The 21,283-nt window shown below is 41.0% G+C and carries 21 protein-coding genes; 8 read left to right on the top strand and 13 right to left on the bottom strand.

The window, feature by feature from the left end; all coding sequences use genetic code 11:
- The 4 genes from BCG07_RS04335 to BCG07_RS04320 all read left to right on the top strand — a co-directional run.
- Positions 1-744, top strand: a 744-nt coding sequence (locus BCG07_RS04335; protein WP_286888875.1) for an RQC domain-containing protein, incomplete at its 5' end; no start/stop codon positions are given.
- A gap of 7 nt (positions 745-751) precedes the next feature.
- Entirely contained in the window at positions 752-1,036 is a 285-nt protein-coding gene (locus tag BCG07_RS04330; RefSeq protein ID WP_138739873.1) for a DUF3630 family protein, read from the top strand.
- Between the two features lie 164 nt (positions 1,037-1,200).
- Positions 1,201-2,850: a BamA/TamA family outer membrane protein gene (locus BCG07_RS04325; protein ID WP_502694043.1), complete on the top strand. Its 1,650-nt coding sequence runs from the start codon at positions 1,201-1,203 to the stop codon at positions 2,848-2,850.
- A gap of 119 nt (positions 2,851-2,969) precedes the next feature.
- Positions 2,970-3,542, top strand: coding sequence for a mechanosensitive ion channel domain-containing protein (locus BCG07_RS04320; protein WP_006793166.1), 573 nt, complete (start codon positions 2,970-2,972; stop codon positions 3,540-3,542).
- A 60-nt stretch (positions 3,543-3,602) separates the two neighbouring features.
- On the opposite strand, the gene BCG07_RS04315 is transcribed toward BCG07_RS04320, so the two are convergent.
- From BCG07_RS04315 to BCG07_RS04305, 3 genes are all read right to left on the bottom strand, one after another.
- Positions 3,603-4,661, bottom strand: a complete 1,059-nt coding sequence (locus BCG07_RS04315; protein WP_006793167.1) for a succinylglutamate desuccinylase/aspartoacylase family protein — start codon at positions 4,659-4,661, stop codon at positions 3,603-3,605.
- The gene (rimK, locus tag BCG07_RS04310; protein ID WP_243531639.1) at positions 4,648-5,553 is read right to left on the bottom strand and encodes a 30S ribosomal protein S6--L-glutamate ligase; all 906 of its coding nucleotides are present in this window, start codon (positions 5,551-5,553) and stop codon (positions 4,648-4,650) included. Before rimK ends, BCG07_RS04315 begins: the two co-directional genes overlap by 14 nt.
- Before the next feature lie 74 nt (positions 5,554-5,627).
- Positions 5,628-6,050 (bottom strand): ATP-dependent zinc protease family protein, encoded by a 423-nt coding sequence (locus tag BCG07_RS04305; protein WP_058552430.1) that lies wholly within the window; start codon positions 6,048-6,050, stop codon positions 5,628-5,630.
- 268 nt (positions 6,051-6,318) lie between these two features.
- Between BCG07_RS04305 and BCG07_RS04300 the strand changes: the two genes are divergently transcribed.
- The gene (locus BCG07_RS04300; protein WP_243531640.1) at positions 6,319-7,290 is read left to right on the top strand and encodes a zinc transporter ZntB; all 972 of its coding nucleotides are present in this window, start codon (positions 6,319-6,321) and stop codon (positions 7,288-7,290) included.
- 219 nt (positions 7,291-7,509) lie between these two features.
- Here BCG07_RS04300 and rraB read toward each other — a convergent pair whose 3' ends face one another.
- The 9 genes from rraB to BCG07_RS04255 all read right to left on the bottom strand — a co-directional run bounded on the left by rraB (position 7,510) and on the right by BCG07_RS04255 (position 16,595).
- On the bottom strand, positions 7,510-7,845 hold the full coding sequence (gene rraB / locus BCG07_RS04295) for a ribonuclease E inhibitor RraB (protein WP_006793171.1): 336 nt from the start codon (positions 7,843-7,845) through the stop codon (positions 7,510-7,512).
- Positions 7,845-8,558 (bottom strand): 1-acylglycerol-3-phosphate O-acyltransferase, encoded by a 714-nt coding sequence (locus tag BCG07_RS04290; protein WP_006793172.1) that lies wholly within the window; start codon positions 8,556-8,558, stop codon positions 7,845-7,847. The genes rraB and BCG07_RS04290 overlap by 1 nt, the downstream gene beginning before the upstream one ends.
- A 225-nt stretch (positions 8,559-8,783) precedes the next feature.
- The gene (gene parC, locus BCG07_RS04285) at positions 8,784-11,081 is read right to left on the bottom strand and encodes a DNA topoisomerase IV subunit A (RefSeq protein ID WP_243531643.1); all 2,298 of its coding nucleotides are present in this window, start codon (positions 11,079-11,081) and stop codon (positions 8,784-8,786) included.
- A gap of 10 nt (positions 11,082-11,091) precedes the next feature.
- A complete protein-coding gene (locus tag BCG07_RS04280) occupies positions 11,092-12,186 on the bottom strand; it encodes a PQQ-dependent sugar dehydrogenase (protein ID WP_286888867.1) in 1,095 nt (364 codons plus the stop codon).
- A gap of 29 nt (positions 12,187-12,215) precedes the next feature.
- Positions 12,216-14,105, bottom strand: coding sequence for a DNA topoisomerase IV subunit B (parE, locus tag BCG07_RS04275; RefSeq protein WP_277053633.1), 1,890 nt, complete (start codon positions 14,103-14,105; stop codon positions 12,216-12,218).
- 42 nt (positions 14,106-14,147) lie between these two features.
- The gene (locus tag BCG07_RS04270; RefSeq protein ID WP_286888865.1) at positions 14,148-14,708 is read right to left on the bottom strand and encodes a YqiA/YcfP family alpha/beta fold hydrolase; all 561 of its coding nucleotides are present in this window, start codon (positions 14,706-14,708) and stop codon (positions 14,148-14,150) included.
- Positions 14,693-15,478 (bottom strand): metallophosphoesterase, encoded by a 786-nt coding sequence (locus tag BCG07_RS04265; protein ID WP_286888863.1) that lies wholly within the window; start codon positions 15,476-15,478, stop codon positions 14,693-14,695. The genes BCG07_RS04270 and BCG07_RS04265 overlap by 16 nt, the downstream gene beginning before the upstream one ends.
- Positions 15,465-15,923, bottom strand: coding sequence for a DUF1249 domain-containing protein (locus tag BCG07_RS04260; RefSeq protein WP_008128954.1), 459 nt, complete (start codon positions 15,921-15,923; stop codon positions 15,465-15,467). Before BCG07_RS04260 ends, BCG07_RS04265 begins: the two co-directional genes overlap by 14 nt.
- Positions 15,924-15,956: 33 nt before the next feature.
- The gene (locus BCG07_RS04255) at positions 15,957-16,595 is read right to left on the bottom strand and encodes an NUDIX domain-containing protein (RefSeq protein ID WP_008110587.1); all 639 of its coding nucleotides are present in this window, start codon (positions 16,593-16,595) and stop codon (positions 15,957-15,959) included.
- 151 nt (positions 16,596-16,746) lie between these two features.
- Here BCG07_RS04255 and tolC point away from each other — a divergent pair, with 151 nt between their 5' ends.
- The 3 genes from tolC (at position 16,747) to BCG07_RS04240 (ending at position 19,729) form a co-directional block, all read left to right on the top strand.
- A complete protein-coding gene (tolC, locus tag BCG07_RS04250) occupies positions 16,747-18,087 on the top strand; it encodes an outer membrane channel protein TolC (protein WP_286888859.1) in 1,341 nt (446 codons plus the stop codon).
- 98 nt (positions 18,088-18,185) lie between these two features.
- Positions 18,186-19,112: an LpxL/LpxP family Kdo(2)-lipid IV(A) lauroyl/palmitoleoyl acyltransferase gene (gene lpxL, locus BCG07_RS04245; protein ID WP_277053637.1), complete on the top strand. Its 927-nt coding sequence runs from the start codon at positions 18,186-18,188 to the stop codon at positions 19,110-19,112.
- A gap of 44 nt (positions 19,113-19,156) precedes the next feature.
- Positions 19,157-19,729, top strand: a complete 573-nt coding sequence (locus BCG07_RS04240) for a toxin co-regulated pilus biosynthesis Q family protein (RefSeq protein WP_006793182.1) — start codon at positions 19,157-19,159, stop codon at positions 19,727-19,729.
- A gap of 97 nt (positions 19,730-19,826) precedes the next feature.
- Here the strand turns inward: BCG07_RS04240 and glnE are convergent.
- Positions 19,827-21,283: bifunctional [glutamate--ammonia ligase]-adenylyl-L-tyrosine phosphorylase/[glutamate--ammonia-ligase] adenylyltransferase (gene glnE, locus BCG07_RS04235; protein ID WP_286888856.1), on the bottom strand; the 1,457-nt coding region annotated here is incomplete at its 5' end.

Genomic DNA, 21,283 nt, shown 5'->3' with positions numbered 1-21,283 from the left:
CAACGTCGCCGTGTAGAAGAGCAGCGCTTTAATGCCATGGCAAGCTTTGCTGAGGCACAAACGTGCCGCCGTCAGATACTACTTAACTACTTTAGTGAATACCAACGCGAGCAATGTGGTAACTGTGATATTTGCTTAAACCCACCAAAAAGCTTTGATGGTACGCTTGTTGCCCAACAAGCGCTTTCGTGTGTATACAGAGCTGAACAGCGATTTGGTTTAGGATACATTGTAGAGCTATTACGTGGCGCCAATACGAGTCGTATTCGCGATAACAACCACCATCAGTTGAGCACTTACGGCATAGGTAAAGACAGAAGCAGTGAGTTTTGGCTAAGTATTTTACGCCAATTAATCCACCAAGGATTACTAAGCCAAGATATAACACAAGGCGCCTCTTTGCGCTTGACCGAAGCCGCCCGTGCTATATTAAAAAGCGAATACGCGCTGCAATTAGCTGAACCTCGCTTACAAGCAAAACACGTATATCAAGATAAGCTAGCGCAATTTAATTACGATAAAAAACTATTTGCTCGCTTGCGTTCATTACGTAAAGAACTTGCAGATGCCGACGATGTGCCACCGTATGTGGTATTTAATGATAAAACGTTAGCCGAAATGGCGCAGCTAATGCCCACGAACGACAGTGAGTTTTTAAAAGTGTCAGGCGTTGGTTTTACCAAGTTAAACAAATACGGCGGAGCTTTTTTAACAGCAATTCGCAACTACTTAGCCACACAATAAGCCAATTATGAGCAAAATAGATTACGACCACACGCACCAATGCATCATCATTACCCCAACAGAGCCGCCACACGATGAAGACTTTGAGCTGTGGAGTACCTTATTCCTACATTCAGACGATATCGCTATTAGCGAGTATTCGGCGGGAGCGGATAGGCATCAGGTACGTTTTTCTTATAGCCAACAAACGTTTAATTTAAATTACGAGCATTACAGTCAAAGTATTTGGATTAACGGCGAAGGGCCTGAAGCTGAGCACTTATTAGCAGCGCTGGCCTATTACTTAAGCTAAATTAATTATTTTGTTAACACCCATGCTTTTTACTTACAATTAAATAACAATGATGTAAGCTGATATCACGGTAGTCGTTTGCTACGCAGTAGATAAGAGGCTTAATGGTTAGTAATACGTGTTTTTCGCCCTATAGTGTTGGGTTATTTTGTCTTTTTATATTAATGCCTTGCGCCTTTGCTGAGCAATTTCCTTCAAACATTGGTAGCTGCCCTCTTGAATCATCAATACATTTGAGTGAAGAAAAACTACGTCGCCAACTCAGCGATGAAACGCTTCTCGTTGCTACAAAACCAAATGCAAAAATTGCCACTATTACGCTAGAACAACTCAATGTATTTAATACTGCGCTGGAAGAAGAAAATAACGCACTGTTTAGATTTGCTAACCGCGCACACATTCAAACTGAGCCTGAGGTAATTAAAAATTTACTGCTTTTTAACTCTGGCGATATTTACGATGCTAAAAAGCTTTCTGAATCGGAGCGCCTGCTGCGAAAAGAAAGCTACCTATACGACGCACAAATTAGCGCAACAGAAAACTGTGATGGCGATATAGATGTTAAAGTAATTACCCGTGATTTATGGACACTCTTGCCAGAAATAAACTTTAGCCGCAGCGGTGGAGAAAATAAATCGAGTATTGGTTTTAGAGAATCAAACTTGTTTGGCTGGGGTAAAAGGTTGTCTTTTTCTCGTACAACCGACAGCGACCGCAGCGGTTATTTATTTGTTTACGACGATCCTAATATTTTTTCTAGCCGCTACCGTGGTCGCGTAGAGTATGCCGATAACAGCGATGGAAAGCGTCATTTACTTGAGCTTACTTATCCATTTTATGCCATAGACACACCTTACAGCTACGGTATTTTAAGCTACTCAGAGCAGCGAGAAGAATCCTTATATCGGCGTGGTAAAGAAATTAGTGAATTTGATCAAACAACCGAACTCAATCGCATTTTTATTGGTCATTCAAAAGCACTCAGTAATAGATGGACCCAGCGAATTAGCTTAGGTTATGTAGATGAGCAGCATAAATTTAATGCTATTCAAACCACGTTTGAGCCTATAGCTAAAGATAGAAGCTACAGTTATCCCTATATTAGCGGCCATTGGTTTGAGGATAATTTTATTAAGGTGCGTAATTTTGACAGCATTTATCGCACTGAAGATTTAAACCTAGGTTGGAATGCACAAGCATTACTCGGTTACTCAGATGAGTCATTAAGTGATGACGATAGCCGCTTGGTGTATTCGCTTAATGTTAAAACAGCGCATTTTTCTGGCGATAATACGCTTTGGCGTTTTAGCACGAACCTAGAGGGGTTTTGGAACGAAGAACAAAAGCAACTCGAAAACTTTAAAGCGACATCGCAAGTACAATATTATCTAAATACAAGTGTTGATCAGTCTTGGTATGTCAAAGGTCGCGTACAATACGCAAAAAACCTCACCGCCGACCAACAGCTTACCCTAGGTGGTGAAACAGGCTTGCGTGGTTACCCTATGGATTACCAACATGGCGACCGTAGCTTTTTAGTGAGCCTAGAAAAACGCTACTACTGGGAGTACGATTTGCTTCAACTATTTAAAGTAGGTGGCGCAGGCTTTATAGATATTGGTAGGGCATGGTTTAATGACCAAACAAATGGTGAAAATAATCATGTTCTCAAAAATGTAGGCGTTGGTTTGCGCCTAGCACCAAGTAGAGCAAATGCAGGAACTATGATCCACCTTGATATAGCCGCCCCCATAGATAGCGCCGACGATGTCGACTCTGTACAGTGGCTTGTCAGTGTAAAAAAATCTTTTTAAATAGCTACTTAGCACCAAAACAACACGCTAAACTAAGGCCTTTAAGCTAGTTAAGACTCATCTAACACGTTGCTTTATTTACTACTTTTAATTGTCACATAACTGCAAAAGGCGCTCTTTTGGAATTTTTAGATGTTTTAGAATTACTCACCAATCAATATAAACTTATAGTCACCATTATTGCCTTGTTACTATTTCCAGTGCTTTTAAAGCTAACTAAAAAGCTACTTGAAAAAGCCATTAAAGGTAAAGTTGATTTGCACCGTAAATACCGCGCAGAGTTACTTCTTAAAATTATTCTTGCCTTTGTCATGTTATGTTTAGTGCTGGTATTTTGGGGTATTGAACTAAGAGGATTATTGGTTCTAGGCTCGTCACTATTTGCAATGTTAGGTGTAGCGCTATTTGCAGCATGGTCATTATTAAGTAACCTGACCGCGTTTTTATTAATGTTTATTCAAAACGACTGCCGTGTTGGCTTTTGGGTACGCATTATCGATGGCGCAAACCATATTGAAGGGCGAATTGTCGAAATGGGTTTAATGAATGTCGTACTTGAGCATATTGATGGGCACCGCGTCATTTACCCTAATAACTTATTTGTTACCCGCCCTGTTTTGGTTTTAAACGCAGAACCTAAACCATCAAAAGCACCTGCTGTTAAACGTATTATAGGCCCTAAAAAGTCATAATTTTTATATAAAAAAAGCCGCTTTAATGATTAAAACGGCTTTTTACTAATTGCTTAAGTATTAGTTATTTAGCTCTGCAGTTTTTAGCTCATCTTCTAAATCATTTATTCCATCAATAAATGTTTCTAGCTGCTGCTCAACCACGCTATTGTCGTTTGCAAAGTAAGCAATGTGAAATACAGCATCGCCTTCATTTACTAATGGCATAGTTTGCTGACCTATAATAATCCCACTTCGTGGCGCACGCAGTTCTAGCTCAGAATCACCAAGTGGACTACTTATAAACGCCAGTACTTGCCCTTTTGTCACACGCTCTCCTAACGAAACTTGAGCGCGCACAATACCATCTACTTCAGCACGCACCCAACTTGTTGAACGCGCAATGATAGGCTCAGGTATTTTTTTAGGGCGTTTACCACGCATCATTTTTAAATGACGCATTACATAATCAACACCTTGTACACCTGCGGCTATTGCTATCGGATCAAAACGAAGCGCTTCACCCGCTTCGTAAGTAATAACCGGTATACCTAAATTCGCCGCTTCACTTCTTAGTGAACCATTACGCAATGACGCATCTATTACTGCTGGTGTGCCAAAGGCTTTGGCCATCTGCGCCGTAGCTTCATCCGCCAAATTTGCACGTATTTGTGGCAAGTTTGTTCGGTGTATAGCGCCCGTATGTAAATCAATAATATGTGTGCAATGTACTGCAACTTGATTAAAAAACATATACGCCATACGACCCGCTAGCGACCCTCTTTCAGAACCTGGAAAACTGCGGTTCATGTCACGACGGTCGGGTAAATAGCGCGACTTATGAATAAAACCAAATACGTTAACAATGGGTACCGCGATAAGCGTGCCACGTAGCTGGCTTGGATCTATTTTAGCCAGTAATTGACGTACAACTTCTACCCCATTTAATTCATCACCATGAATAGCGGCACATACCATCAGTACAGGGCCTTCCATTACGCCATTAACAACCTCTATTGGTATATTAAGGGGTGAGTGGGTATAAAGCTTTGCAGCTTCTAAAGCTAACGTTTTGCGTTCACCAACACCAATGCTTTCACCTAATAAAGTGAAAGGACGGTTAATTTTAACCTTTGCCACGAGTTGCGGTTCCTTTGATTGAGGCATTTTTTTCGATGAAATCAATCACCATGCCAGCAATGTCTTTACCTGTTGCTATTTCTATACCTTCAAGACCTGGTGATGAGTTAACCTCCATCACTAAAGGCCCACGAGATGAGCGAAGTAAATCTACACCTGCTACATTTAAGCCCATAGCTTTTGCTGCAGCAACGGCGGTTTTACGCTCTTCAGGCGTAATACGAACTAGTGTAGCGCTACCACCACGGTGAAGGTTTGAACGGAACTCACCTTCTTGCGCTTGGCGCTTCATCGCTGCAATTACTTTATCGCCTAACACAAAACAGCGAATATCCGCACCACCCGCTTCTTTAATATATTCCTGAACCATAATGTTAGCTTTTAAGCCCATGAAAGCTTCAATTACGCTTTCAGCCGCTTTGCGCGTTTCAGCAAGTACAACACCAATACCTTGTGTGCCCTCTAGTAACTTAATCACAACCGGTGCACCGCCAACCATTTCGAGTAAATCTTTCACGTCATCAGGTTTGCTCGCAAAACCTGTAACAGGCATGCCTACGGCCTTGCGTGACAATAACTGCAATGAGCGTAATTTATCGCGCGAACGAGAAATAGCCACAGATTCGTTGACAGGGTATACCCCCATCATTTCAAATTGGCGTAAAACTGCACAGCCGTAAAAGGTGACTGATGCGCCAATACGCGGCACAATTGCATCAAAATCTTTCAGATTTTCACCACGATAGTGAATTTCCGGCTGTTCAGAGTTTATATTCATGTAAGAGCGAAGTGCGTCTATTACTTTCACTTCGTGCCCACGAGCCTCTGCAGCCTCGATTAAACGACGTGTTGAATATAACTTTCTGTTACGAGATAAAATACCGATTTTCATAGTTAAAACCTTAACTAAATTTTACAGCATTAGTGCTTAATGGCTGCTTTTTTGCAGCATAAGCCCAATACTTTTTATAATAAATGAGATAAAGCCGTGTCAACAACGACACGATTCTCCATGGCTGTTCGACCTAGCAACATTCTAAACTTCATGGTTGCGCGGCTTGTGAGGGTGACTTCAATAGGCCAGCTATGTTCACCCGCGTGTAATGTTGTTTCTATAAAATAACGCAATTGCTTTTCACCACTGGAGCTGGTTACGTATTTCATTTTTTTCACTTTAGCATTACAAGTAATTTGAGTTTCTTCGTCATCTTGTAATGGTTGAGCTATAAATTTAACCCACTTTTCGCCATCAACTTCGTATTCTTCAATGTTAATAGCATGAATACATGAAGTACGCGCACCAGTGTCAACTTTAGCCTTGATCCGCTCAATACCAAGCTCAGGTAAACTTAACCACTCACGCCAACCTATTGTTATTTTTGTCGTCATAAATGTGCCCTTTGTAAAAAAGAGGTTTATACGCTATAGAAATAAAAAGACCAACAAAATAAATTTATCTTACTGATGAATCAATTTGATTGATCTTTAATGTCTATTAGTCTCACAATGCACGTCTTGCTGCAATATAATCAAACCAGCATTTAAGCTAGACCAATAATTTAAAAAGTACCTTAACTTATTAAAAGTAAATATGTTTTGGTCAGTTAGATACACTATAGTTTATAGTATTAAAATTACACTATTATGAGACATTATTATGATTAACGGTTTGCTTCACGCCCTAGTGCTTGATGAAAAAGGCGGTGCTCGCGCTATACAAAGCAGCGAAGATCTTCACAACTGGCAACCTGAGCAAGGCAAATTATGGGTCCATATGGATTATAGCCAACCCGATGTTGTGAACTGGCTCAAACACTGTGAGCTTTTAACCGATTATGAGCTAGAGTCATTTACGGCAGATGAAACACGCCCACGTATCACTCAGTCTACAAATGGGCACTTGCTGTTTTTGCGCGGTGTAAACTTAAACCCGGCGCAAAGCCCAGAAGACATGGTGTCGGTACGTTTATTTATTAACGAAAATATAGTCATCACTTCGCGTAAGCGTCGCCTTTTATCTATTGACGATGTACTTTGTTCGTTAAAAGACAATAAAGGCCCGTGTTCTATATCAGAGCTTGTGTGTGCTATTACACAAAAGCTAACTTCACGTATGCAAAGTGTTATTAACTCGTTAGATGAAACACTTGATGGCTTTGAAGAAGAAATAGACGAGCCAAGTAAGCGTTTTGACAACCAAGCGCTATCGCAGTTACGCCGCCAAACTATTGCGCTTAAGCGTTATTTAAAGCCTCAAAAAGAGGCGCTCACTACAATGGTAAACGGTCATTATGAGTGGCTTTTAGATGACGATAAGGCAAAGCTAAACGAAACCACTAACTTACTTATTCGCTACCTTGAAGAGCTAGACAGCTCAATAGAGCGTGCACAAATTATTCAACAAACAGTTACTAACCATGTTTCTGAGCAGCTAAACCAACGTATGTATGTGATGTCGGTAGTAGCTGCCTTGTTTTTACCGCTAGGCTTTTTAACAGGTTTGCTTGGGGTAAACGTTGGGGGAATTCCTGGTACAGACAACCCCTATGCATTTACGCTGTTTATTGTTTTTTTAGTGATACTTACTGGTGGTATTGGTGTGTATTTTAAAAATAAAAAGTGGCTCTAATAGTATTAAATAATCTATCTGGAGGCTGAAAAATAATGTCGATGACAGGGCAAATATTTTGTTATTCTAAATACCTAAGTTTAAACCATTGCCTCCCAGGTTTAGCCCTTCTAGTTTATTAAGTATTGATATGAACCTTATATAGCCATCAATTAAAAACTAAAAAGGCGCGCATTATTAAATGCTCGCCTTTTTTATTTTTCATACTTGAGTCGCTAATTACTCTTGAAAGTAAGTGCCCCAACCGTCGTACTCAACGTCGCATTCGACAGCAAGTGCTGCTAGTTTATCAACGTCTTCCATAATGACGTCTACGTCTAGCTCAGCTTCTACGACTATGTCGAAGCTCCAAATTTTGCTGCCGTCTTCAAGCTCAAGCTCTGCTGGCTCTTCAACATCGTAGCCTAATTTAAAAGCAGCCAATGCGGCTTGCTCTAGTTTAGGGAAGTCTTCACACACAAAGTGGTGCTCTACTTCATAAAGTATTTCAGGATCTGATCCATCTTCAAGTAGTGAACTTACGATGTCTTCACTTATTTCGCGCCAGTTTTCCATTATTTCTCTCTCACTTGAGCATCTAATTCGTTTATTTTAGCAGCCATAACAGTATGTACGTTTTGAGCGTGCTCTCGCGCACTTATACTTTTATCAAGTGATATAGGCGCTAACATTTCGATGTAAATTGTACCATTATCCCAACGATTTAGCTTAATGGTTTTATGCGTTGTATTCATACACACGGGAACCACTGGCACGTCCGCACTCATCGCGGTATGAAAAGCACCTGTTTTAAAAGGTAATAAACCGCGCCCATAGCTTCGTGTACCTTCTGCAAATACCCATATAGATAACCCATTTTTCTTAATTTTTTCAGCTGCTTTTGAAATAGTACCAGCCGCTTTTGAACGATTCGCTCTATCTATTAAAATATTGCCCGACAGCCAATAAAGTTGGCCAAAAAATGGGATCCACTTTAGGCTCTTTTTACCAAGGCTTACACAGTTTTTTGGTACCATTGCTGGTACTGTAAATAAATCATAGCTATTTTGATGATTTGCAACGTACACTGCAGGGCCAATATTCTCAGCATCTTGATGGCGTGTCAGCACTAATTTAACACCGATCATTTTGGCCATAGAACCAAACCAACCTGCAATTATGTGAACATTATTTGGGTGAAAAGGCCTGACTAATGAAAGTAATAAACCAAAAATACAACTCAATAATATAAACATAAACATAATAAAAACACGTATTACAGCTAACAAACTCGTTCTCCAAATCAATTGTGTGCGGTGCGCATGTCATTACGCACTATGACACTATTATAGCGTTATTTTGTGACACAGACGAGACAATAGCGAACAACTGTACGCTGAAATAGAGTCAATGCTAAAATTAATTGCTCAACACATAACAATAAAATGGTAAAAATTGGGCTCTAAAAACAAAAACGGCCTGCAATTGCAGGCCGTAATACGTGAGCTCAGAGCTTATGATTCATCTGCTGTACTTTCAACAGGCTCTTCATCTTGAGGCGTTAGCTCAACAACGGCTTCATCAACACGCTGCAAGCCTCGCGGTAACTTGTTACCTCGACGACCTCGTTCACCATGGTAATGCTCTAAATCTGTTGGTTTAAGGGTTAGCTTGCGTTTACCGGCATGCAATGTAACGCTACTTCCTAGAGGGACAACAGCCAGTACTTTCACAAACTCTTCACGAGCCTGTACCTTTGCAGCAGGGATAGAAATAATTTTATTCCCCTTACCTTTACCTAGTTTAGGTAAATCGCGTAGTGGAAATAAAAGCATGCGTCCTTCATTAGAAATAGCCATACAGTAATCGCTAGCTACATCGCTCACTCTAATTGGTTTGAGTAAAATACCGCCTTTAGGCACACTCACTAACGCTTTACCGTTTTTGTTTTTACTCACAAGATCTTTAAAATCAGTGATAAAACCGTAACCCGCGTCCGATGCCATAAGTAATACTTGGCTATCTTCAGCCATAACAACGTGCTCAAAATTTGCACCTGTTGTTAAGTTAAAACGCCCAGTCATTGGCTCGCCTTGGCTACGTGCCGACGGTAAACTATGTGCATCAGTTGCAAATGCACGCCCTGCTGAATCTAAAAATACGGCGGGCTGATTACTCTTACCGCGAGCTGAAGCTCTGTAGGCATCGCCTGAGCGGTAACTTAAACCTTCTGCATCCAAGTCATGACCTTTACCAACGCGTGCCCACCCTTTGTCAGAAAGAACAACAGTCACTGATTCTGATGGAATTAAATCTTTTTCATTAAGGGCTTTAGCTTCCGAGCGCTCGATAACAGGAGAACGACGATCGTCGCCATACATTTCTGCCGCTTCTTGAATTTCTTTTTTAAGCAACGTTGACATACGGCGGTCTGAACCAAGCGTGAGTTCTAATTTATCACGCTCTTTAGCAAGCTCGTCTTGCTCACCACGAATTTTAAACTCTTCAAGTTTAGCTAAATGGCGAAGTTTTAACTCTAAAATAGCTTCTGCTTGTATATCGGTTAAATCAAAGCGCTGCATTAAAATAGGCTTTGGCTTATCTTCACTACGAATAATTTCAATCACTTCATCAATATTTAAGAATGCTGCTAATAAGCCTTCTAAAATATGTAAGCGTGCGAGTACTTTATCTAAACGATACTGCAAACGACGACGAACAGTTTCGCGCCTAAACATGAGCCATTCACTTAAAATACTACGCAGGTCTTTGACTTGCGGGCGGCCATCTAGCCCGAGCATGTTTAAGTTAACACGGTAGTTTTTCTCTAAATCGGTGGTCGCAAACAGGTGAGCCATTAATGGCTCAGCTTTAATACGATTAGAGCGCGGTATAATCACTATACGTGTTGGATTTTCGTGATCTGACTCGTCACGTAAATCAGCAATCATAGGCAGTTTTTTCGCGTTCATTTGCGCTGCTATTTGCTCAAGTACTTTACCGCCTGAACACTGATGCGGAAGCGCGGTGATCACTATATCGCCTTGCTCTTCGGTATACACCGCACGCATTTTAATTGAGCCTCGACCGGTTTTATATATTTTATGAATGTCGGCTTTTGGGGTAATTATTTCTGCATCGGTTGGGTAGTCAGGTGCGTGTACTAGCTCTAATAATTCATCAAGCTCTGTCTTTGGTTTATCGAGTAATAAACAACATGCACTGGCTACTTCTCTCACGTTATGAGGCGGAATATCAGTTGCCATACCAACAGCAATACCAGTAATGCCATTAAGTAAAATATGCGGTAAGCGTGAGGGCAATACAACCGGTTCGTCTAGTGTACCATCAAAGTTTGGTGTCCAATCTACTGTGCCTTGGCCAAGCTCTTTAAGCAGTACTTCAGAAAACTTAGATAAACGCGCTTCAGTATAACGCATTGCAGCAAATGATTTTGGATCATCAGCAGCACCCCAGTTTCCTTGACCATCGACAAGTGGATAGCGATACGAAAACGGTTGCGCCATAAGTACCATGGCTTCGTAACAAGCACTATCGCCATGAGGGTGATATTTACCGAGTACGTCACCCACGGTACGAGCTGACTTTTTGTATTTAGCTGCGGCCGATAAGCCTAATTCGCTCATCGCGTAAATAATACGACGCTGCACTGGTTTTAAGCCATCACCAACATGTGGCAAAGCACGATCCATGATCACGTACATGGAATAGTTTAAATAGGCGTCTTCAGTAAAGCGCCCCATTGTTTGTTGCTCTATTCCTTGCATTAGCAAGGTATCTGTATCACTCATTAAAGCTTACCTAGTTTTTCTTATAGCTTACGCGGTAGATTACATTGGCGTAATCGTCACTTACTAACAGACTGCCGTCACCTAACTCTGCAAATGCAACTGGGCGTCCAAATGTTGTTTCGTCTTTCATAAAGCCGGTAATAAACGGCGTGTATTTAGTCACACGGCCTTGCTCTATTGTGGCTATAGCTACTTTGTAGCCTGCTTTTTTACTACGATTCCATGAGCCATGTTCAGCAACAAATAACTGCTCTTTGTAGCTTGCTGGGAATTGTTTTGCGTTGTAAAAATGAATACCTAGTGGTGCCACATGGGCAGGCAATGCGAGCGCAGGAGACGTGTAATCAGCAATATTTTTTCCCTTACCAAATTCAGGATCACTAATCGCACCGGCATGAATATAAGGGAACCCAAAGTGCTCCCCTTCTTTACTTACGCGGTTTATTTCATCTGGTGGAATATCATCGCCCATCATGTCGCGGCCATTATCACTAAACCACAAAGCCTGAGTACTTGGATGAAAATCAAAACCAACGGTATTTCGAACGCCCTGCGCTATTGTTTTAATTTGCTTGGTTTCTACGTTTAGTGAAAAAATACGACCAAAGCGCTCGTCTTCGGCGCAAATATTACACGGTACACCGACAGGAATAAGCAATTCGCCTGTGGGTGTGAAACGTAAAAACTTCCAGCCATGGTGACGCTCTGAAGGCAATGCGTTGTAGATCACATCAAACTTTGGATCTTTTAATTGGGTGTCTATCTTTTTAAAGCGAATAATACGATGCACTTCACCTACGTATAAATCACCATCTTTAATAGCCAGCCCTGAGGGCATATTTAAACCCTCTGCAATCACAATTTTTTTATCGGCTACGCCATCGCTATTATGATCGATAAGCGCATACACATTACCTGCTTTGCGCGAGCCTGCGTAAACAATGCCTTTTTTTGATACTGCAATTTGGCGCGCATTTTCAACGTCGTCTGCAAATAAACTAAGTTCAAAACCAGGCTCAACACTAAGCTTGTCTAGTATGTTTTTAGCCATTGCAGGCGCACTTATTAAACTTAGTAACAATACACTTGCTAGTAGTTTATTCATTTCTATCTCCTAGTGGCCAACACGCATCATTATACTTGTGCCTTGTTACCATGATCTTCTAACCATTGGCGCCTGTCTGGCGAACGCTTTTTAGCAAGTAACATATCCATCATTTCCATGGTTTGAACTTCTTCATCAAGTGTTAGCTGAACTAAACGTCTTGTATTTGGATCCATGGTGGTTTCGCGAAGTTGCAGTGGGTTCATTTCACCCAATCCTTTAAAACGCTGTACGTTTACTTTACCGCGTTTTTTTTCTGCTTCAATACGGGCCAAAATACTAGTTTTTTCATCTTCATCTAAGGCGTAATATACCTCTTTACCAATATCTATTCTGAATAGTGGTGGCATTGCTACGTATACATGACCTGTTTTTACTAACTGCGGAAAGTGTCGAACAAACAAAGCACATAACAGTGTGGCAATGTGAAGACCATCAGAGTCAGCATCGGCCAATATACAAATTTTATTGTAGCGAAGCCCGCTCATGTCGGCTGAATCAGGATCGATCCCTAAAGCCACCGAAATATCATGCACCTCTTGCGATGCTAATATTTGCCCTGACTCAACTTCCCACGTATTTAAAATTTTACCACGCAGCGGCATTATTGCTTGAAACTCACGATCTCGCGCTTGCTTAGCCGAGCCACCAGCAGAGTCACCCTCTACTAAAAATAGTTCAGTACGGTCGTTATCTGCTGCGCTACAGTCGGTAAGTTTACCCGGTAATGCAGGTCCCGCTGTAACGCGTTTTCGCACTACTTTTTTAGCGGCTTTTAAACGACTTTGTGCGTTTGATATACACAGCTCAGCTAACAACTCTGCTATATCTGTATGTTCATTTAACCAAAGGCTAAATGCATCTTTTACAACACCCGAAACAAGTGCCGCACACGTGCGTGAAGACAGTTTTTCTTTTGTTTGGCCGGCAAACTGAGGGTCTTGCATTTTAACCGAAAGCACATAACTACAGCGCTCCCATATATCGTCTGGGGTAAGTTTTACACCACGAGGTAATAGGTTTCTAAATTCACAAAACTCGCGCATGGCCTCAAGTAAGCCTTGGCGTAAACCATTAACATGCGTACCGCCTTGCGCAGTGGGGATTAGGTTTACATAGCTTTCAGCGATAGATTCACCACCCTCTGGCAGCCATACCACAGCCCAATCAACACCTTCAATAGCACTTTTAAACTCACCCACAAATGGGTCTTGTGGCAGCGTTTCGAAACCTTTAACCGCTTCAATTAAATAATCTTTTAAGCCGGTTTCGTAAAACCATTCTTGCGTTTCTTTTGTTTGTTTATTAACAAACTTAATACGCAAACCAGGGCAAAGTACCGCTTTGGCTTTTAATAAATGATTAAGCTTAGTAATAGAGTAATTAGCAGAGTCAAAATAGCTGGCATCAGCCCAAAAGCGCACGGTAGTCCCGGTGTTACGTTTACCAACAGTGCCTATAACGTTTAAATCTTCAACTTTATCGCCGTTTTCAAAGGCCATTCTGTATTGCTGTGCATCACGGCGAACCGTTACTTCTACACGTGTAGATAATGCATTTACAACTGAAATACCTACCCCATGTAAACCACCTGAAAACTGATAGTTTTTGTTTGAGAATTTCCCCCCGGCATGCAGCTTAGTAAAAATAAGCTCTATACCTGGAATACCTTCCTCTGGGTGAATATCAATGGGCATACCACGACCATCATCACTGACTTCAAGCGAGTTATCTTCGTGTAGAATTACGTCAATCTTAGTTGCATGGCCCGCCATAGCTTCATCGACACTGTTATCGATTACTTCTTGGCCTAAATGATTTGGGCGCACAGTATCGGTGTACATCCCGGGGCGTCTTTTTACCGGATCTAATCCATTAAGTACTTCAATGGCTTCGGCGTTATAATTTTGATCACTCATAGTTTTTATCTTTATATGCGCTAAGGCTATGCTTAACTAGTTTTACGTGATTTTAAGAAAATCTACAATACTTGCAAAGGTTAGTTCAAAGCCAAGATAGCTATGATCGCCACCAAACTCGATCCTCTGCTTACATTGCGAATAATAGTTTACTGCGTGTTGAAAATTTAACACTTCATCGCCTGTTTGCTGTAATAAATACAGTAATTCAGGGTGCTTTAGGTCATCAACAGCCAACGCTTTTAAAGCCGCTATGTGGCTGCTATTCAATTCATAATGATAATCTTGATACGGATTATAATTTAAACCAAGCAACGGCTTTAATAAAGTGTATGGCGCAACCGCGGGATTTATAACCACAGCAGGAATTTGATAACGCTGCGATAAATACGTGGCAAAAAATCCGCCTAATGAGCTTCCTAATAAAACAGTATTAGGTGTAAGTAATTGCTCAAGCGCTATGATGGCTTGTATGGGCTCATGGTTTAGGCACGGTACACAATAGTCAACGTCATAGTGTGCCATAAGCTCGCCAAAGCGCACAGCTTTATATGATTTATCTGAGCTATTAAAACCATGAATATAGATTACCCGTTTAGCCATACTACTTCCATATCTGTGCTTATATTCTCTTTTTTCGTGCTGATACATATCAGCCTGTATGCTGGCCCATGGTCTTGCTGTATCCATTCGGGGCTGTGTTTTTTAAACTGCACTGAACTGGCTGGGGTCGCGTAAATGGGAAGCGCTCTAAACGTTTGAATGTATTCGTTATGAACATGACCATGAAACAAGCCTAAAACGTTTTCGCTATTAACTAAAATATTAAGTAATTGCGGCCCGTTTTCGAGCATGTGTTTGTCTAGGTAGCCATCAATAGGGAGTGGGTTATGGTGACAAAACATAATTTTGGAACTCGCCGAAGCAAACAGCTGTTCGGTAATTTCATTCAAATGCGTGCCTGTTACCCACCCTGCAGGCGTTGGCCCTTTAGAATTAATAAGAAGTAACTCAACGCCATTTGCCACTATATGTTTAGCGCAATTTATTTGCCCACCACTCATTCGGTTAAGCTGAGCGATGTCATCATGGTTACCTGGAACCCAAAAAACAGGGCATGTTAAATCACTTTGGTTAATCAGCTCACTAAATAAAAAATAGGACTCTGGGCTATGATCTTGCGTAAGGTCGCCGCCAAATATTACAAAATCAAGGGATTGCTTAGCCATATGAGCCAGCGCCTGTTCAAAGTAATTCGCCGTATTTACGCCAAAGTACTCACCTGCTTTATTTGAGAATAAATGACAATCGGTAATATGTGCTATGCGTAACGACGACTTATCAACGAGGTAAGGTTCATCAAACCAAGCCATTATTTACATCCCAATTCAGCGTTGCTTGTCCGTGTTCTACACAGGCTACAAGCCAGTCGTATAAAAATGCATTAAGTTGATATTTTTCATCTTTTTGATGCATTTTTGGATTAGGGTAACCATAAGAAGGCTTAATACGCTGATGATAATCGTGATGGATAATTTCAGCCACTTTAGCATCGTGATACAACCTCACAGTTAAATAAAGCGGTGCAATCCCCTTTACCATGCCGCTTAGCTGCTTAATAGAAATATCCATAGTGTATTTTGCACTGCCATCAACCTTAGTCGCAAACTCACTGTTCCCCAACTTCACTTCTCGGCTGCAGCCAATCGCTCGTTCAGCCGGTAACAATTTTAAAAGTCGTAAGTAGTTGTGCTCACAAAGCGTTAAATACTTTGGGAGGCTTTGGATATATCTATTTGTTGCTAATTGTACTGTCAAAATACCACCATTATACTGTGAGCCAATTTGTGGCTATGAAGAAGAGTCTGTCCACTTGTGTTTCATTTTTTCATGGTTAAGTGCAAGCCACTGCATGCAAATAACGGTTGCAGCATTATCCATTTCACCATTGTTGAGGCGAGTTAGCGCATCATCAACGCTGAGTACGTGAGTTTTTATATCTTCACCTTCGGTTTCAAGGCCATACACACCAGATTCAACGTCACTTAAATCGGCTCGTGCTAGGTATAAATGTAACCGCTCTGTTGTACCACCTGGGCTTGAAAGATACGAAAGCATAAATTCAAGCTCTGTTAAATTAAGCCCAGCTTCTTCATACGCTTCTTTCTTTACGACCGATTCATAATCGTCACTACCGTCAGTCATTCCAGCAATACATTCTAGTAGCCAAGGTGAATGTTTGCTTTTAATAGCCCCTATACGTATTTGTTCTATTAAAAGCACAGTGTCTGATATGGGGTCGTAAGGCAACACAGCAATGGCGTCTCCACGCTCTAAAATCTCGCGACTAATAAGTTCTGATTTACCGCCCGCAAACAAGGCATGTTCAAACTGATACAAATCAACCTGAAAAAAGCCTTTATACAAATTTTTGACCGGCTTTACGCTGACATCTTTATGCGTAAACTGAACAAGTTTTTTATCTGGCACGTAAGCATCCTCTACTTATTAAAAACTTTGAAGTACGTTAATATATTCTGTTACATTTCGACGCACTGTTTTACTCTTTTTATTTTTAGTTATTACGTAAAACAGGTTACCATGGTTTTAGTATAAAAATTGTCTAAGGACCGAACAACACATGAAAAAGAACATTCTTGCGGCGCTAGTTAGTTTATCATGCGCATTAGGCACAACAGCAGCAAACGCTGAAGATTTACTACAAGTTTTTGAAATTGCAACGGCCAACGATCCTACCGTTTTAAAAGCAAAAGCCCAAGCAGATGCACAATCTTACCAAGCAGATACTGCAATGGCTGCATTATTGCCGCAAATTGGTTTAACAATGGGTTACACAAAAAGTGACTCAACCTCTTTTGAAAGTGTGGATGAAAAAGTTGAAAGCGACTCTGATCAATTCACCCGTGGTCTTAGCTTAAGCCAAACCTTATTCGACTTAGGCGCATGGAACTCGTTAGACATTGCAGACAAACAAGCGTTGCAAGCAAATGCTCAATACGACTCGGCTAAACAAAACTTAATTGTTCGTGTTGCTGAAGGCTACTTTAACGTTTTAAGTGCGATTGATAACCTTGAATTTATTAAAACGGAAAAACGCGCCATCGAACGCCAGCTTGAACAAACTAAACAACGTTATGCTGTTGGTTTAACGGCAATTACCGATGTACACGAAGCACAAGCACAGTTCGACAACTCTGTTGCACAAGAAATTATTGCTAATAACTCAGTAGAAACAGCGCGTGAGCAACTACGAGAAATTACGGGTAAATACCACGCTAAGTTAGACTTTTTAAATACAGAGACATTTTCTACAACTAAGCCAGCTCGAGACTCTAGCGACTTTTTAAATATTGCTAAAGATAAAAATATTAGCTTGCAAGTTGCTAAAGTAACCGTAGATATAGCCCAAGATCAAATTAAACTGGCAAGAGCGGGCCACTATCCAAAGCTAACCCTAAGCGCAAGTTATGGCGACTCTTTAACAGACGCAGACAGAAATGGTACAAGCCTAACTAGACAACCTCGTGCAAACTCAACCTCGGTAGGCCTTAACTTTAGCCTGCCTTTATACTCTGGGGGTGCAACAGTAGCAGCTACCGATCAAGCACGTGCATTTTACGTTGCAGCTAGCCAAGATTACGAAGCCAATTACCGCGCAATTACCCGCACGGTTATTACGTCTTACAATCAAGTAGTGTCTGACATTGCAACTTACAAAGCGTTAGAGCAAGCTGTTGTTTCTGCCCAAAGTGCTTTAAAAGCAACAGAGGCAGGTTTTGAGGTTGGTACGCGTACAATTGTTGATGTACTTGTAAGCACACAAAACCTATACAATGCTAAACGTAACCTTGCTGATGTACGTTATCGTTATGTCCTGTCTACTCTGCGCTTAAAGCAAGCAGCGGGTACACTAACAAGCAAAGACCTAGTAGCTATAAACCAGGGTTTAAAAGCAGCCTAAACAGTCACAAAACACATACAAAGCCAGCTACATGCTGGCTTTTTGTATTTTACAGCGCTTAGCGTTAAACTAGCGTTTTTAATTTTAGAGCAATTTTTGTGGTCACCTCATCTCCTTTTAAAGCATCTTTTTTAGGCCCTCGATACTGGCTAACGTGGATTGGCGTTTTTTTCTTATACCTAATTTCTTGGCTTCCGCAAAAACTTCAATTAGCCCTGGGCAAACTACTTGGCCGTTTAGTTCATAAATACATGAAACGCCGCCGACACATTGCCGAAGTAAATATTAAACGCTGCTTTCCTGATATGAGCGACGAAGATCAAAAAGCATTGGTGCTAAAAAATATGGAAAACACTGGCATTGCGATGGTTGAAACCGGAATGGCATGGTGGTGGCCGCAGTGGCGAGCGAAAAAAGCTTTAGGGTCTTTAAAAGGGCTTGAACATTTTGAACGAGTGCAACAATCTGGAAAAGGCGTACTGTTACTAGTACCTCATGTTTTACACCTTGAAATGGCAGGCCGATTAATGGGGTTGGGCTGTATGGGTATCGGTTTTTACCGCCCGCACAACAACCCACTAATGGAGTACTTTACAACTAATGGCCGCCTTCGCTCTAATGAATACTTGGTCGGTAAAAAAGACGTAAAAGGCTTACTAAAAGCCTTAAAAAATAAAAAAGTATGCTATTACCTACCCGATCAAGACTATGGCCGTAACCGCTGCGAATTCGTCCCTTTTTATGCAGTGCAAGACACCGCAACTACAACAGGTACACTGATGTTTGCTGGCAGTAAAAATTGCGAAACAATGAGTTTGATTACCCGCCGAGACGAAAATGGAAAGTACCACTTAGAAATTATTCCAGAGCTTGAAAACTTCCCAAGCGGTGATGATAAAGCCGATGTCACGCGTGTTAATCAACGCATGGAATTATCAATTAATGCCGCACCAGAACAATACATGTGGCTACATCGCCGTTTTAAAACGCGACCAGATAAAAATACTCCTTCATTTTACAAATAGTAATGGTATAACAATAACAGGAACAAATAAGGGTGGTTGTTGTAATGTGGTTTTGGATTAGGTACTTGTCATTTGCAGTCATATTAATAGCGCTTGCTGCGTACTTTTTAATGGGAAATGTTCCAACATTAGATTTAAAAGAATCTAAAAATGCCGCTGCCGAAGGATTATCTCGCTTTTATGCCTCGATTCGAAATCAAGTTAAAAGCAACAAAGAGCGCGACCAATACGTATTGAGTTTAAAAAAGCCAGATCAAACTGTCGATAGAGTTTTAGCTGAGCGTACGCGCACTGTTACCCCCATGCCAGCAAGTTGGACAGGAAGTGTGGAGCCTAGGCGCTTCGAAAACGGTTCAACATTGAAAGATGTTTTAGTTGAGTATGCTAAAAGCGAAGGCATTGAGCTCTATTGGTACTTAAGTAAAGACTATGTCGTTAAAGATCATTTTAGGGTCGACAGTAATTTCACCTCAGCCCTGTACCAAGTAGGCAGAGCTATAAATGATGACTTTGAACATGAGGTTTACACCTACTTTTGTAATAAGCAAAGAGCGGCAGTAATTACTGAATTGCCCTCTGAGTTTGTGCGTGCTAACTGCTTAAAACTCAACATTTGAGTTAGATAAAAAATCACTCTATTGCGTGATTTTTTATCAAAGCACATCACTTAGAGCGTGTTTGCTTATAAAGCAAACAAATATGATTGAACAAATCCTACAGCTCAAAAACCGCTTTCCAAATGGCAGTCACATTAGTGATGTCTTGTAAAAACTGCTCGCGTTCAACTAACTTTCCTTGCTGATCTAAGCTGAGTACGTGGTAACACGAACGGTAGTCAATATACGCTTTAATTAACTGCTGCTTTTGCTCTTTTGTAATACAGCCTATTTTAGCAGCATCAGTAAGTATTCTTACATTATCTGAAAATACGCTTAGTTGCTCGCTATCGTGTGCATTTTTAAGAACAAGGTATTGCGTAATAAATTCAATGTCGGCCATGCCACCAGCATCTTGTTTTAGGTCAAATAACTGCGTGTTACCTTTTGCAAGGTGGCCACGCATTTTCTCTCGCATTTTAATGACATCATCTTTTAACACAGCCGTTTCACGCGCTTGGCAAAGTATATTTTTACGTATTTGCGAAAAGCGTTCTTCTAACTCATTTTGACCTAAAATAATACGAGCACGAACCAGCGCTTGGTGCTCCCATGTCCACGCTTGTGTTTGTTGATAGTGATTAAAGCTCTCTAAATTGATAGCAAGTAAACCCGAAGCACCCTCTGGGCGAAGACGTGTATCTAACTCGTATAAAATACCCGACGCCGTTCGCGTATTAAATAAGTGCATTAAACGTTGGGCAAGTTTTAAATAAAACTGCCGAGAATCAATCGCTTTATCGCCATTGGTTTGACTCGAGCCATCGTGATTGTGAACAAACACAAGATCTAAATCTGAGTCGTAGCCCACTTCAAAACCACCCGTTTTACCATAGGCAATAACGGCAAAACCCTTGTGTTCATTGTCAGTGTTTGGCGGCATGCCAAAGCGCTTTACCGTGTTATGCCATGCAATGTTTACGGCCTGCTCGACTATAGCTTCTGCCAAAGAGGTTAAGTGATCGCTTACTTTCATAACATCCAAAACGCCAGTGGCATCTGCGGCAGCTATCCGTAATTGATGAGTTTGTTTAAACTGCCTTAACGACTCCATTTGTAGCTCTAAATCGTCGTGCTCTATGCGTAAAAAATATTGACGTATTTCGTCTTTATAAGCGCTAAGTGGTGTTGGTTTATAAAGCACGGCAGGGTCAATTAATTCATCAAGCAAAATTGGGTAACGAGAAATATGCTCGCCAATCCACTTACTATGACAACACAAAGAAACTAACTGCTTTAACGTGCCAGGGTTTTCATATAGCAATTCTAAGTAGGCAGTACGCGAAATAATTTTATTAAGAATTTGGCACACAGTACCAAATACTATGGCACTGGCATTAAAGTCGCTTAGCTGTTTAAGCATGGCTGGCATGAGTTTATCAAGAATCTCACGCCCTCGATTTCCAACTTTTACTTTAGATAAACGTAATTTAAAGTCTTGCAGTGGTTCTTGCCATTCGTCTTTAGGTTCATTTAAAAAACTGACATCACAATGATCCCACGCACTTATAAATG

This window comes from Pseudoalteromonas sp. ESRF-bin5, assembly GCF_002632075.1.
Taxonomy (GTDB): domain Bacteria; phylum Pseudomonadota; class Gammaproteobacteria; order Enterobacterales; family Alteromonadaceae; genus Pseudoalteromonas; species Pseudoalteromonas marina.
Note: the sequence above shows the minus strand (reverse complement) of the source record. Positions and strands in the feature narration are given on the sequence as shown.